This is a genomic window from Corallococcus sp. CA054B (assembly GCF_003611625.1).
Lineage (GTDB): Bacteria > Myxococcota > Myxococcia > Myxococcales > Myxococcaceae > Corallococcus > Corallococcus coralloides.
In genome coordinates this window covers 1-13,412 of the sequence record NZ_RAVY01000241.1, presented here as the reverse complement: position 1 = coordinate 13,412, position 13,412 = coordinate 1, and the positions used below count along the sequence as shown (strand labels likewise).

The 13,412-nt window shown below is 70.9% G+C and carries 10 protein-coding genes; 6 read left to right on the top strand and 4 right to left on the bottom strand.

Translation table 11 applies throughout. The annotated features are described in order from the left end of the window. The first annotated feature begins 168 nt into the window (after nt 1–168). A complete protein-coding gene (locus D7V80_RS36300; protein WP_120592449.1) occupies nt 169–1,455 on the top strand; it encodes a dicarboxylate/amino acid:cation symporter in 1,287 nt (428 codons plus the stop codon). A 3-nt stretch (nt 1,456–1,458) separates the two neighbouring features. Here D7V80_RS36300 and D7V80_RS36295 read toward each other — a convergent pair whose 3' ends face one another. Both D7V80_RS36295 and D7V80_RS36290 read right to left on the bottom strand, forming a co-directional pair. Then, a complete protein-coding gene (locus D7V80_RS36295; RefSeq protein ID WP_233585981.1) occupies nt 1,459–2,670 on the bottom strand; it encodes an SO2930 family diheme c-type cytochrome in 1,212 nt (403 codons plus the stop codon). Between the two features lie 39 nt (nt 2,671–2,709). After that, a complete protein-coding gene (locus tag D7V80_RS36290; RefSeq protein WP_120592447.1) occupies nt 2,710–4,254 on the bottom strand; it encodes a parallel beta-helix domain-containing protein in 1,545 nt (514 codons plus the stop codon). Between the two features lie 352 nt (nt 4,255–4,606). Between D7V80_RS36290 and D7V80_RS36285 the strand changes: the two genes are divergently transcribed. Continuing rightward, nucleotides 4,607–5,035 carry a hypothetical protein gene (locus D7V80_RS36285; RefSeq protein ID WP_147447333.1) on the top strand — a complete coding sequence of 143 codons (429 nt, stop codon included), beginning with the start codon at nt 4,607–4,609 and terminating at the stop codon, nt 5,033–5,035. Nucleotides 5,036–5,044: 9 nt separating this feature from the next. Here D7V80_RS36285 and D7V80_RS36280 read toward each other — a convergent pair whose 3' ends face one another. Together D7V80_RS36280 and D7V80_RS36275 are read right to left on the bottom strand one after the other, a co-directional pair. Then, nucleotides 5,045–5,902, bottom strand: coding sequence for a neutral zinc metallopeptidase (locus D7V80_RS36280; RefSeq protein WP_120592445.1), 858 nt, complete (start codon nt 5,900–5,902; stop codon nt 5,045–5,047). Nucleotides 5,903–6,050: 148 nt separating this feature from the next. Next, nucleotides 6,051–7,367 carry a neutral/alkaline non-lysosomal ceramidase N-terminal domain-containing protein gene (locus D7V80_RS36275; protein WP_120592444.1) on the bottom strand — a complete coding sequence of 439 codons (1,317 nt, stop codon included), beginning with the start codon at nt 7,365–7,367 and terminating at the stop codon, nt 6,051–6,053. Between the two features lie 166 nt (nt 7,368–7,533). Here D7V80_RS36275 and purF point away from each other — a divergent pair, with 166 nt between their 5' ends. From purF to D7V80_RS36255, 4 genes are all read left to right on the top strand, one after another. Next, complete coding sequence (purF, locus tag D7V80_RS36270; protein WP_233585980.1) at nt 7,534–8,916, top strand: amidophosphoribosyltransferase; 1,383 nt, start codon at nt 7,534–7,536, stop codon at nt 8,914–8,916. Beyond that, on the top strand, nt 8,894–10,552 hold the full coding sequence (locus D7V80_RS36265) for a sensor histidine kinase (protein ID WP_120592442.1): 1,659 nt from the start codon (nt 8,894–8,896) through the stop codon (nt 10,550–10,552). Before purF ends, D7V80_RS36265 begins: the two co-directional genes overlap by 23 nt. Next, complete coding sequence (locus tag D7V80_RS36260; RefSeq protein WP_120592441.1) at nt 10,549–11,916, top strand: sigma-54 dependent transcriptional regulator; 1,368 nt, start codon at nt 10,549–10,551, stop codon at nt 11,914–11,916. Before D7V80_RS36265 ends, D7V80_RS36260 begins: the two co-directional genes overlap by 4 nt. 157 nt (nt 11,917–12,073) lie before the next feature. Next, nucleotides 12,074–13,390, top strand: coding sequence for a TolC family protein (locus D7V80_RS36255; RefSeq protein WP_120592440.1), 1,317 nt, complete (start codon nt 12,074–12,076; stop codon nt 13,388–13,390). The last annotated feature ends 22 nt before the right edge of the window (nt 13,391–13,412 follow it).

The following is a 13,412-nucleotide window of genomic DNA, read 5'->3' as shown; positions in this document are numbered from 1 at the left end:
ACGGAGATGGGGATAAGAGACAGCAGGGGATTGGGGGGAAAGCGGGCAGAAGCCTAGGGGGCTGGGGAGCGGGTCGCAATGATGTGGGGCGTCCTCGGAGGGGAACGCGGCGCTGGACCCGCGAGGGGGTTAGGGTCTGCCGGTCCACGCTGTGAGAGGTGTTGCGCGATGAAGCTCTGGGCCCGCTGGTTCCGCATTCCCTTCTGGCAGCGCGTGCTGGGCGCCTTCGTGCTGGGCGCGCTCGCTGGATGGGCGCTGGGCGACCGCGCCGGCATCTGGCTCCAGCCGCTGGGCACCCTCTACGTCCAGCTGATCCGGATGATCGCCACACCGCTGGTGTTCTTCGCCGTCATCCACGCGGTGTCCGCGCTGCGCGGCCAGAAGAGCGTGGCGGCGCTGGGGGGCCGCACCTTCCTCTGGTTCGCCGTCACCGCCGCGCTGGCCGTGGGCGTGGGCCTGGGCACCGCCGCCCTCACGAAGCCGGGCGTGGGCGTGGGCACGCTCCAGGCGGCCAGCGACTTCAAGCCCCGGCAGGTGCCCGGCCCCGTGCAGGTGCTCCTGGACGTGGTGCCCACCAACCCCTTCGCCGCGCTGGCGGAGGGCAAGATGCTCCAGGTCATCTTCTTCGCGGGCCTGCTAGGCTTCGCGCTGGTGAAGCTGGGGGAGCGCACCGCGCGTCTGCGGCAGCTCGTGGGCGAGGCCAGCGAGGCGATGATCCAAGTCACCCGCTTCGTGCTGGAGCTGACGCCGCTGGGCACCTTCGGCCTCATCGCCGCGCTGGTGGGGACGTACGGCTTCGAGCGCCTCTTGCCCCTGGGCACCTTCGTCCTCACGCTGTACCTCGCGTGCGCGGTGCACGTCGTCTTCGTCTACGGCGGGCTGCTCGCGGCGCACGGGCTCAACCCGCTGCGCTTCTTCCGGGGCGCCGCGCCGGGCATGCAGGTGGCGTTCGTCAGCTCCTCCAGCTTCGCGTCCATGCCGGTGGCCCTGCGCAGCGTCACCCACAACCTGGGCGTCGACCGGGACTACGCGGCGTTCGCGGTGCCGCTGGGCGCCAGCATCAAGATGGACGGCTGCGGCGCCATCTACCCGGCCATGACGTCGCTCTTCATCGCCCAGTACTTCGGCCTGACGCTGTCCGCGCCCCAGCTCTTCATCATCCTGCTGGCGTCCGTGCTGGGCAGCTTCGGCACCGCGGGCGTGCCCGGCACGGCGGTGGTGATGACCACCGTCGTCCTCAGCGCCGCGGGGCTGCCCCTGGAGGGGCTGGGCTACCTGCTGGCCATCGACCGGGTGCTGGACATGATGCGCACCCTCACCAACGTCACCGGCCAGATGCTGGTGCCCGTCCTGGTGGCCCGCGAGGAGGGCCTGCTGGACCTGGCCGTCTACAACCGCGCGTCCAGCAACGTGGGGCTGGAGCAGGAACCCCAGCCCCCGTCGCCGGCCGCCTGAGCGCTACTTGCAGGCCTTCACCGGCATGGCGTCGATCCAATCCGCGATGAGCTGCGAGCCCTCCGCGTGGTGAAGCGTGCGGCCGATCTGCGGCATCATCTTGCCGGACTGCTCCGTGTGCAGCCGGTACCAGAGGATGGACTCGTCGTGCTTGCCCGGGACGATGTCGAAATCGCCGCCCACGCCGCTGCCCGCCGAGCCCGGGCGCTTGCACTCGCCCAGGTTGAACACGTTCGTGTTGTCGAAGTTGAGGAACAGCTGGCTGGTGATGCCCGCCGTTCCCTTCGGGTTGTGGCAATGCGCGCAGTTGATGTCCAGGTACGTGCGCGCCCGCGTGTCCAGGTTCGCCGCCTGCGGGTCGAACGCGTCCGGCGCCTTCGGCAGCTCCGCCTGGGCGGGCAGCCCATCCAGCTTGCCCAGTGACGCCAGGTACTCCAGCTGGTCGCGCTCCACGCCGCCGTAGGTGTTCGTGTGGTGCAGGTAGCGCGCCTTCACCCCGATGGGATGCATCACCTGATCGCCCTTCGCGTCCACCAGGTGGTGGCACTGCTGGCACTGGTTCCTGGCAGGCACCGAATACCGGAACGACCGGGTCTCCCCCTCCAGGTCGATGAACGTCACGTCGCGCACGCGGCCACCGGGGATCATCGTGGCCTCCGTCTGCTCCGCGTCCCAGACGTACGGCCACGCCTCCCAGCCGGAGGGCTGGCGCACCAGGACGCGCGTCTCGATGTAGCGCACGTCCTGGTCCGGCTTCCGCAGGTCCGCCGGGAAGGCGAACGTCTTCGTGATGAGCGTCCCCACCGGCAGGTCCAGCGCGTCCAGGGGCTGGTAGTGCGCCGTCTTGCCGGGGGGGATGTAGAGGGTGCGTGACTTGACCGAGTAGTCGGAGAACAGCGGCGTGGACAGGGTGTAGGGCACGTTGCCCTCCACCGGGACGAGCCCCCCGTCCGCCGGGCTTCCGGTGAACAGCCCGAAGCCCGACAGCGTGTTGGGGATGTCCAGCGGAGGCCCCGCGTCCACGGGGCCGGCGTCCGGAACGCCCGCATCCAGCGTTCCGGCATCCGTGCCCGCGTCCGGAACCCCCGAGTCCTCCGTTCCGGCATCCGGCACGGAGGTCCCCGAGTCGACTGTGGGCCCGGGGCCTTCCGGGTCGGAGGAACCGCAGGCCGCCAGCGACAGCGCCAGCAGCACCACGGAGAGACGGGGGCTCACGAACGACGTCCACATGGGTGTCACGCTCCCTGACCGCGGTTACTGGATGAAGTCGCCAATCGTCAGCGCGGGGCTGAAGCCCGAGCAGGCGAACTCCTTCTGCGTGGCCGGATAGTGCTTCGTCAGGCCCCACCCGCCCGCGAAGTCACCCTTGGCCACGAGCGAGCCCGCCGCCACCAGGTCCAGGTTCGCGATGGCGTTGACGGTGCCCGAGGGCAGCGTGTTGTCGGCGAAGCAGATGTTGATGGGGTTCACCTCCGTGCGGGGATGACCGAAGGGGTCCACGCCGTCCCACACCAGGTGCTCCACGCCCTTCGCGCCCTGCGTCTCGCCGTAGGTGTAGAGCGCCGCCAGGGCCGCGCCCAGGGGCCGCAGCTGCGGGCTCAGGTTGCCGTTGTCCACGTTGTCGCCGCTGCCACCCTGGAAGGTGTTGCCGTGGATGTAGACGTCCGCGCTCGCGAAGTTGAAGCCGCCCGCCTCCCACAGCTTGTCGTTCGGCTCGATGGTGAGGCCGCTCAGCACCGCCACGTCCACCGTGTTGTTGTTGCCCCAGATGTTGCCCGTCAGCTCCACGCGGCGCGACGCCAGCATGAACGTGCCCGTGCCCGCCGGCACCTGCGACACCGTGCTGCTGCTGTTCGCGACGGACGCGAAGTTGTGCCGGTTGTTGCCGGTGATGGTGTTGTTCTTCACCCGGATGTCGGTGCCCATGATGGGGTTGCCCGGCAGGTCGAACACCACCAGGCCCGTGGTGTTGTCCTGGGCCGTGTTGCCCAGCACGTAGGCGTACTTCGTGTTTTCAATCTCGATGCCCGCCACGTTCTGCTTCGCCACGCTGTTGCGCACGACGGCGTATTCCGTCTGGCCCACGTAGATGCCCGCGTCCGCGGCGTTGTACGCCTCGCAGTCCTCGATGAGGACGTACTTGGACTTCACCGGGTACAGGCCGTACTTACCGTTGCTCTCCTTGTCGGCCTCCGCCCACTCCGTGCGCACGCGGCGCATCACGACGTCGGTGGAGGACTCCACGCGGATGGCGTCCTTCTTGGCGTTCCACACCGCCAGGTCGCTCACCGTGAAGCGATTGCCCACCACGTCCAGGCCGTTGGAGTTCGCCGCGGCGCCGGTGAACACCAGCACCGTGCTGCTCGCCCCGCCCGTGCCCTCGCCCTTGGTGCCCTTGCCCGCGCCCACCAGCGTGATGCCGTTCTGGCGGATGGTGATGGCGTTGTCGAAGGTGTACGTGCCCGCCGCCAGCTGGACGGTGGTGCACTCGGCCATGTCATTCACCTGGTCCTGAAGCGCCTCCTCCTGGCCCGGCGCGAAGTTCAGCGTCGTCTGGGTCTTGCCCTCGCAGGAGAAGCTCCCCGCGCTGCCGCCGTCCCAGGGGATGCCCGTGTCCACGCTTCCCGCGTCGCTGCCCGCGTCCGTGTCCGTGCCCGCGTCCGTTTTTGTACCCGCGTCCACTTTCACGCCCGAGTCCGGCGTGGTGTCCTCATCATCCGAGCAGGCGGTCAGCGAGAGGGCCCCCACCAGGGCCAGAACGGTCGCGCGCGAAGCGCGGGTCCACTGCAAACGGGGCATGTCGTTCCTCCGCGAAGCCGCTCCGCATGGGCCACGGGGAAGCGCCCGCGGCCCGCGAAGCAGCGGGAAGGCGGCATGCTCGGAGCAAAGACACACTGACGACAAGCACAAGTTTCACGTTTGTGTTTTGACGCAGCGCCCCTTCAGCCACGCTCAAAAAAGCACGCGCACGCGGTAAGCCTATCGTCCGCAATGTGTCCGGAAGACGAATGACGCACGGCCCCATGACAGGCGCCCGGACAGGCCCGTGGGCGAGGGCGCCGCGCTCCCCGAAGCCGACCCGGGCGGTCATCTTGAGAAGGAGGTCGCGGCGCGGTTCCCCTCTCCCGCGACGGAAAGAACGAGGACGCCCATGCGCACTGGCCCCCTGGTGACCCTGGTGGTGGCGCTCGCGGCAGGTCCGGTCCTGGCGCAGCAGGACGAAGCGTTGACGGGCCCGGAAGACAATGACTCGCAGAACCTGGACGACCAACAATCACTGACAAGCGATTCCGGCGCCAACACCTTCTGGGACAATTACTATTATCAGCCGCCCGCCGGGGCGTACCAACTCCAGCAACCCCTCGCCGGCACGTATCAGCTCGAACAGCCGATGGCCGGTTCGTACCAGCTCGAGCAGCCGCTCGTCGGCAGCTACCAGATCCAGCAGCCGCTCATCGGCAGCTACCAACTCCAACAGCCGCTCAACGGGAGCTACCAGCTCCAGCAGCCGCTGAATGGGACGTACCAGCTCCAGCAGCCGCTCATGGGGACGCAGCAGCAGCCGCTGCGCCGCCGTTGAGCGCGTCACCTACCGCCGGGCGTTGAAGGTGTCGCACGCCTCCAGCGTCCCCTGCTCCAGGCCGCGCTTGAACCAGGTCATGCGCTGCTCGGCGGAGCCATGGGTGAAGGACTCCGGGACGACGTAGCCCCGGGCGCGCTTCTGGAGGGTGTCGTCGCCCACGGCGCTGGCGGCGCCCAGGCCCTCCTCCACGTCGCCCTGCTCCAGGAGGTTGCGCTCCCGCTGCGCGTGGTGGGCCCAGATGCCGGCGAAGCAGTCCGCCTGGAGCTCGGTCAGCACGGAGAGCTGGTTGGCCTGCTCCTCGCTCACGCGGTTGCGCAGGGACTGCACCTTGCGGGAGACGCCCAGCAGGTTCTGCACGTGGTGCCCCACCTCGTGCGCGATGACGTACGCGCGGCCGAAGTCACCCGGCGCGCCGAAGCGGCTCTCCAGCTCGTCGAAGAAGCTCAGGTCCAGGTACACCTTCTGGTCGCCCGGACAATAGAAGGGCCCCACCGCGCTCTCCTGCATGCCGCACGCGGACTGCACCGCGTCCGAGAAGAGCACCATGCGCGGCTGCACGTAGCGCACGCCCTGGGGCTCCAGCAGGCCGGGCCAGGTGTCCTCGGTGTCCGCGAGCACCACGGAGGCGAAGTCCTTCAGCTCCTCCTGCCGCGGATCCACGTTCCCGGAGCCGCCCGTGCCCGGCTGCGAATACGGGGAGGTGCGCGTGCCAATCTGCACGTCGGACGGGTCGCCGCCCAGCAGCATCACCAGCAGGGCCACCACCAATGACGCGGCGCCGCCGCCCACCGCGAGCGGACGTCCGAAGCCACTGCCCCGCCGGTCCTCGATGTTCGAGCTGCGACGTCCGCCTTCCCACCTCATCCCGTGCCCCCTGTTTCGCGAAGACGATCCGAGGACCAAGGTAGGCAGCGGGCCCTCCGTCAGCGACGGTGCGGACCTGGGACAGACGGATGTCAGGAGGTCCGCAGGGCAGGCGGGCGGACGGGCCTCCGCCGCGCCTACCTGCCGCCTACTTCTCGGGAGAGAAGCCCACCGCGCCGGAGGCCACGCGCGCGGCCGTACCCAGGCGCTCCAGCAGCGCGGGACCGAAGTACTGGCGCCGGGACTCGCCCTGTCCCTCGCGCACCCGCTCCGGCGTGTCCAGGTAGCCCACGTAGCCGTTGGCGAGCCCCAGCACGTGCGTGGCCCCGGTGAGGTCCGCCAGCACGCGGCCCGCGCCCACGGTGGGCTCGCCGGGGATGGACAAGAGCTCCAGGGGCCCCAGCGCCAGCGCGTCCACCTCCGCCTCGCGCGGTGACGAACCGCACAGGAAGTTGTCCCCCGCCGCGCGGGTGAAGGCGGGCACCAGCCGCGACGAGTCCGGCCGGGGCAGCGCCGTCTGGACGCGCGCGAACGCCAGCCGCACCGGCTCCGTCACGGACGCCGGGGTCGCCCCGTCCGCCAGCGCCGACAGCTTGCGCGCGAAGCCCAGGGCGCGCTCGGGGCCCTGGCCCTCGCTGAAGGCCACGGACGCGTTGCCTTCGCTGCCCTGCACGAACAGCGTGACGCCACTGCCCGCCTCCTCGCGCAGCGCGCTCAGCCGGCCCGGGAAGTCCGGATCCACCAGCGCCCGCTGCCGGGGAATGAGCGTGGCGTGCCCGGCGAACACCAGCACCTCCGCCACGGGCCCCTCCGCTCCGCGCAACACCGCCCGCGTGAGCTGGCCGTCCGGCACATCCCCACCGGAGCGGGAATAGACGAGCCCCGCGTCCGCCGCGCCGCCCACCTCCAATGTCACGTCCTTCATGGAGGCCGCGGCCAGCTCCAGCGCCTCGCTCGCGCCCTCCACCACCGCGTTCACGGACGCCTCCCGGTAGCGCCCCGTGCCGGAGAGCTGGGCCGCCCACCGCGCGTCGTAGCCTCCAAACGAGGAGTGGGTGTGCGTGGCCACCACCAGCACCTCCTTCACCCCGGCCTTCGCGACGCGCTCGCGCACCCTGGCCGTGATCTCCGGCGTCACCAGGAGCAGCTCCAGCGACACCACGCCCACGCGCGCGCCACCGGCCTCCAGCACCAGGGCCCTCGCATGGAGGGGGAGCTCGGCCTGGCTCGCCTCGGGCCGGGGTGGGACGTAGCCCGCCACCACCACCGGATAGGGCGGGGAGAGGGCCACCTTCGCCGCGCCCGCGCGCAGGGGGCCTTCGCCACGCACCTGTGACAGCACCTCGGGCGTGCGCTCCTCCCACCTCCCACACCAGTTCCAGGAGGCGAGCGCGTAGGCCGCCCCGGCCGTTAGCAAGGCGAAGGGAAGCAAGGGGCGGAGGAAGGAGCGCCGGGAAGAGGACATGCCGGAGGGCAGCGTAACTCCTCGGCGCGTCCAGAGGCTCCTACCTTTCAGGCAACGGCACCTTGCCTGGCCTACAAGGGCCGACGTCGGCTGATGGTGGAATACCCACCTCCAAGGCGTGCGTTCCTGTTCCGCTTCGCGGTCGAAAGGGGTAAGGCAGCGCGCCATGTGCGGCATCTTCGGAATCGTGGGTCACGGAGAGGCGTCCAACCTGACGTACCTGGGGTTGCACGCCCTGCAGCACCGCGGACAGGAGTCCGCCGGCATCGTCGCGTCCGACGGGAACACCCTGCGCGCGCACCGGCAGATGGGCCTGGTCGCCGACATCTTCACCGCGCCGGTGATTGAAGGGCTCCCCGGCAAGGCGGCCATCGGCCACGTGCGCTACAGCACGGCGGGTGGCAGTGGCATCAAGAACGCCCAGCCGCTGTTCGTGAACTACGCGGGCGGCCAGTTCTCCATCGCGCACAACGGCAACCTCGTGAACGCGGTGGAGCTCAAGGCGGAGCTGGAGGCGGAGGGCGCGCTGTTCCAGTCGGACGCGGACACGGAGGTGGTGATGCACCTCCTCGCCCGCTCCAAGCAGCCCACCTTCGAGGCGCGCCTCGTGGATGCGCTGCGCCGGGTGGAGGGCGCGTACAGCATCCTGCTCCTCACCGAGGACAAGCTCATCGCGGTGCGCGACCCCAACGGCTTCCGGCCGCTGGTGCTGGGCAAGATGAAGGAAGGCGCGTACGTGCTCGCCAGCGAGACGACGGCGTTGGATCTCATCGAAGCGGAGATCGTGCGCGAGCTGGAGCCCGGCGAGCTGGTCGTCATCGAGAACGGCGTGCTGCGCTCCAGCATGCCCTTCAAGCCCGCGCCCCGGCTGGGCCGCTGCATCTTCGAGCACGTCTACTTCGCCAAGCCGGACTCGGTGCTCTTCGGCAGCAGCGTGTACGAGGTGCGCAAGCGCCTGGGCATGCAGCTGGCGCGCGAGCAGCCCGCGGAGGCGGACCTGGTCATCGCGGTGCCGGACTCCGGCGTGCCCGCGGCCATCGGCTTCTCGCAGGCGAGCGGCATCCCCTACGACGTGGGCCTCATCCGCAGCCACTACGTGGGCCGCACCTTCATCGAGCCGCAGCAGTCCATCCGCCACTTCGGCGTGAAGCTGAAGCTGTCCGCCGTGCGCCAGGTGCTCAAGGGCAAGCGCGTGGTGGTGGTGGATGACTCCATCGTGCGCGGCACCACCAGCCGCAAGATCGTGAAGATGCTCAAGGCCGCGGGCGCCGTGGAGGTGCACCTGCGCATCTCGTCGCCGCCCACGCAGTGGCCCTGCTACTACGGCATCGACACGCCCAGCCGCACGGAGCTCATCGCGGCCAGCCACACCACGGAGGAGATCGCGAAGTACGTGACGGCGGACTCCCTGGGCTACCTGTCGCTGGAGGGCCTGGGCGCCGCGGTGGAGGACCCGAAGCGGAGCACCTACTGCACCGCGTGCTTCTCCGGGCAGTACCTCACCGACAAGCTGTCCCAGAGCGCGGGTGCCACCAAGCTCAGCGCCTGAGACGTCAGCCGCGCCTTCGGGCCGGCCCGGGCTCGCCCAGGCGGAGCGGCAGTTCGTCCGCTCCGTCGTCGCGGGCCTGGTGTTGTTGGGCGCGGTCGCCGTCGCGGGGCCGCTGCTCTCCTACCGCAGTGACGTCGCCGGAGCCCGTGCGGAGTTCCAGTCCCGCATGACGCGCGAGGCCCGCGTCTACGCGGAGGCGCTGGGCCTGCACCTGAAGCTGCTCCAGACGGAGCTGCTGCGCGTGTCCGAGGGCGTGGGCCCGGACGTGAAGCGCGAGCTGCCCACCGAAGACCTCCAGGACCTCACCACGCCGCGCGCGGGCCTCTTCCACGCGGGCGTGATGGTGCTGGACGCGCAGGGCAAGCTGCGCTGGAGCGACCCGCCGCTCGACGAGGCGCAGGCCCAGGACGGCTTCGCCACGCGCCCCTGGTTCCAGCAGGTGCTCGCGCGCCAGACGTCGGTGGTGGACGCCATCGCGCCGGGCGCGTCCCTCTTCGTCGTCGCGGTGCCGGTGGTGCGCGCGGGCCAGACGACCGCGGTGCTCGCGGGCCTGCTGGACACGGGGACGGCGCTGCCGGGCGGACGCCCCCTGAGCAACGACCTGGAGCTGCTCGTCCTCAACGCCTCCGGCGACCTCTTCCTGCCGAGCGCGCCGCCCTCGTGGGCCAACGTGTCGCGAGCGTCCGGGGAGCTGCGTGACTTCATCCGCGAGGGCGTCCGGCCCCCGTCGCTGGACGCGATGCCGGAGACCTTCCTCACCGCCACGCCCGTGCCCGGCACGGGGCTGCACCTGGTGCTCGCCGCGGATGAGAGCGCGCTCCTGTCCGGGCTGCGCGACCGCTTCCTCGTGCAGCTGCTGGTGCTGGCGCTGCTCCAGGTGGGCACGCTGGTGCTCTTCACCGTCCACTGGCGCCGCGTCTACGGCCTGTTCCGCGAGGTCGAATCGCGCTCCGCCCGGCAGGAGAAGATGGCCGCGCTGGGCAGCGCCGCCAGCCTCATCGCGCACGAGGTGAAGAACTCCCTCAACGGCCTCAAGGCGGCCACCGGCCTCGTCTCGCCTGAAGGAGAGGGCGGGCTCGTGGTGCGCACGCTGCACGGGCAGATTGACCGGCTGGCGCACCTGGCCACGTCGCTGCTCAACTTCGGCAAGCCGCCCGTCGTGCGCCGCGTGGACGTGAACCTGTCCCAGCTGGTGCGTGACGTGGTGGAGGGCCTGCGCTCACTGCCGGAGGCGGGCGAGGTGCGCGTGGACGTGGACGTGCCCCCGGACGCGGCGCCCCTGTCGTGCGACCCGCTGCTCCTCACCACCGCGCTGGACAACCTGGTGCGCAACGCGATGGAGGCCACGGTGGCGGCCAAGGACCTGGGCAAGGTGACCGAGCCCCACGTGCGCGTGCGCGCCCGCCTGGACGCGGACGCGGCGGTGGTCACGGTGGAGGACAACGGGGGCGGACCGCCGCCGGACGTGGAGGGACACCTCTTCGAGCCCTTCCACACCTCCAAGCCCAAGGGCATCGGCTTGGGGCTGGCCATGACGCGTCAGGCGCTGGAACATCAGGGCGGACAGCTCACCTTCGAGCGCCTCCCCGATGGCAGCCGCTTCCTCCTCCACCTTCCCCGAGTGCCCCGGCCATGAGCCTCCCCGTCCTCCTGGTGGATGACGACCGCGCCTTCTCCACCGTCGCGGCGGTGGCGCTGCAACGCGAGGGCTTCAGCCTCACGGTGGCGCACTCGCTGCACGAAGCCCGCGCGTCGCTGGCGAAGGCCACGCCCGTGCTGTTGGTGCTGGACCGCCGCCTGCCGGACGGAGATGGGCTCGCGTTCCTGCCGGAGCTGAAGGCGCACGCGCCCGGCGTGGCGGTGGTGATGGTGACGGCGCACGGGGACATCGCCAGCGCGGTGGACGCGGTGCGAGCAGGCGCGGCGGACTACCTGGCCAAGCCCGTGGAGCTGGCGGACCTGGTGCTGCGCGCGCGCCGGGCCGTGGACGCGAGCCGTTTGAGGGACCGTCTGGAGACGGCGGAGGCGGAGCTGTCCGGCCGCCGCCGGCTGGTGCCCCCCACGTCCGCCGCGATGCAGCGGGTGTTCGCGATGCTGGAGCGCATCGCCGCGTCGCCGCGAAGCCCGGTGCTGCTGCTGGGCGAGACGGGCGTGGGCAAGGAGCAGCTCGCGCGGCACCTGCATGCGCTCGCGTCGAAGGACGGGGGCGCGCCCTTCGTGCACATCAACTGCGCGGCGCTGCCCGAGCAGACGGTGGAGAGCGAGCTCTTCGGCCACGAGAAGGGCGCCTTCACGGACGCGCGCACCGCGAGGCGCGGGCTGGTGGAGGTGGCCCACGGCGGCGTGCTCTTCCTGGATGAAGTGGGCGAGCTGCCGCTGCCGCTCCAGGCGAAGCTGCTGACGTTCCTGGACTCGGGGCGCTTCCGCCGGCTGGGCGGCACCACGGAGCAGACGAGCACCGCGCGCATCGTGGCCGCCACCAACCGGGACCTGCCCAAGCAGATGTCGGGCGGCAACTTCCGCGAGGACCTCTGGTTCCGCCTGAGCGTGTTCCGCATCGACATCCCCCCGCTGCGCAAGCGGCGCGAGGACATCCTCCCGCTGGCGGAAGGAATGCTCGCGGACCTGGGCCGCGAGCTGGGCCGGCGCGACGTCAGTCTGGGAGCGAAGGCCCGCGCGAGGCTTGGCGCCTATGCGTTCCCGGGCAACGTGCGCGAGCTGCGCAACATCCTGGAGCGGGCGCTGGTGCTGGAGCCCGGACCGGAGCTGGAGCTGGAGGTGCTGGGCGGCACGCCCTCCGTGAGCGCCGCGGTGAAGGTGGAGGCGCCGGGCACCGTACCGCCGGGAGCCTTCAGCGTGACGGAGCCCGTGCCCATGGAGGACCTGGAGCAGGCCTACGTGCGCTGGGTCCTGGAGCGGCTGGGCGGCCGGCGCATGGAGGCGGCGAAGGCGCTCGGGTTGTCCTATCCGACCTTCCTCAAGCGCCTGGGCGACACCTGAAGCGATTTGCAGTGCCCTCGATGAAAGGATTTTGAAGTCGCGGGCGCTGAAAGGATTTTGAAGTCGCGCGGCGCCGCATCCGCGCGGATTTGCTGGGGCCAGACCGGGCACACGGCTTGCGATGGGGCTCCTCCGGATTCTCACCGGAGCCTGCCGCTTGCGCCGTTTCCTCCCCGCTCTCATCACCCTGCTCGGTCTCACCGCCGGTGCCGAGCAGCGCCCCACGTCCTCCGCCACGCTGCTGCTCTCCACCCTGCCGGATGACGACGGTCTGGCGGAGCTGCTCTGGGAGCACTCCGCGGACTTCGCGGACGACCGCGCCCGCCTCGCGGCGTCGCGAGCGGATCACCAGCGCACGCACCTGCTGCCCAATCCGGAGCTGGACGTGTCGATGAACACCATCCCCATCGGCGCCACGAACCCGCCGGGCCTGCGCCGCCTGGACGACGTGCCCAACTACGTCGTGGGCGTGTCGGAGCTGGTGGAGCTGGGCAAGCGGGGCCCGCGTCAGGACGCCGCGAAGGCGGCGCTGTCCGCCACCACGCTGGACGTGCACGCCGCGCTGAGGGCCCGCACGTACGACGTGCTGGAGCGGGCGGCGGAGGTGGCCACCACGGAGGTGCGCATCGCGGAGCTGACGAAGCTCACCGAGGACGCGCTGAAGCTCACGGACCTGCAACGCGCCCGGCAGCGGCACGGCGACGCCGCGGGCCTGGACGTGGACCGCTCCACGCTGGAGGCGCAGTCGTTGGAGACGTCGCTGGGAGAGGAGCGCGTGAAGCTCACGGACGCGCTGCTCGCCTGCGCGCAGCTCGCGGGCATCCCGTGTGAGCCCTTTGGAAGCCACGAGCGGGCGATGTCCTTCCTCCAGGCGAGGCTCGACCGGGCGCCCTCCCCCGTCGCCATCGAATCCCGGCCGGACCTGCGGGCCCTGAGCGCGCAGGAGGACTCCGCGCGGTCCTCGCTGACGCTGGCGAAGCGCCGCTGGATTCCGGATCCGACGGTGCGAGCCGGCTACACGCGAGACCAGTTCATGATCTCCGGCAACCAGAAGAACTCCCTCTTCGTGGGCCTGTCGATTCCGCTCCCTCTCTTCGACCACGGACAGGCGGACGCGCACGCCGCCAGCGCGAGCGCCCAAGCCGCGAGGGCCGCGCGAGAGCTGCTCACGGCCCAGGCCTCGCGGGAGACGGACACGCTGAATCAGCAGCTGCGCGCCGTGCAGGAGCGCCGCCAGAAGCTCCAAACCCAGACGCTGCCGCTGGCCGAAGGCGTGGTGCAGCGCCTGGACGCGGCGGTGAAGGCAGGAGGCGCGGCGTTGCAGGACCTGCTCCTCGCGCGCCGGACCTACGGAGAGCTGGTGTTGCACGCGGCCGACCTGGATCAGACCGCCTACCGCCTGACCATCGCCATCGCCCGGGCCAGCGCCGCCGGTCCCCGCGCACCGGACACGCTGATCACCCCCCGCTCCTGAGCTTCCCCAACCCCTTCCAGAA

What these genes read in the sequence shown, in the direction of transcription:
- D7V80_RS36260 (WP_120592441.1), top strand. Translation starts at nt 10,549, where the DNA reads ATGAGCCTCCCCGTCCTCCTGGTGGATGACGACCGCGCCTTCTCCACC.
- D7V80_RS36275 (WP_120592444.1), bottom strand. Translation starts at nt 7,367, where the DNA reads ATGTCCTCTTCCCGGCGCTCCTTCCTCCGCCCCTTGCTTCCCTTCGCC.
- D7V80_RS36285 (WP_147447333.1), top strand. Translation starts at nt 4,607, where the DNA reads ATGCGCACTGGCCCCCTGGTGACCCTGGTGGTGGCGCTCGCGGCAGGT.
- D7V80_RS36280 (WP_120592445.1), bottom strand. Translation starts at nt 5,902, where the DNA reads ATGAGGTGGGAAGGCGGACGTCGCAGCTCGAACATCGAGGACCGGCGG.
- purF (WP_233585980.1), top strand. Translation starts at nt 7,534, where the DNA reads ATGTGCGGCATCTTCGGAATCGTGGGTCACGGAGAGGCGTCCAACCTG.
- D7V80_RS36290 (WP_120592447.1), bottom strand. Translation starts at nt 4,254, where the DNA reads ATGCCCCGTTTGCAGTGGACCCGCGCTTCGCGCGCGACCGTTCTGGCC.
- D7V80_RS36300 (WP_120592449.1), top strand. Translation starts at nt 169, where the DNA reads ATGAAGCTCTGGGCCCGCTGGTTCCGCATTCCCTTCTGGCAGCGCGTG.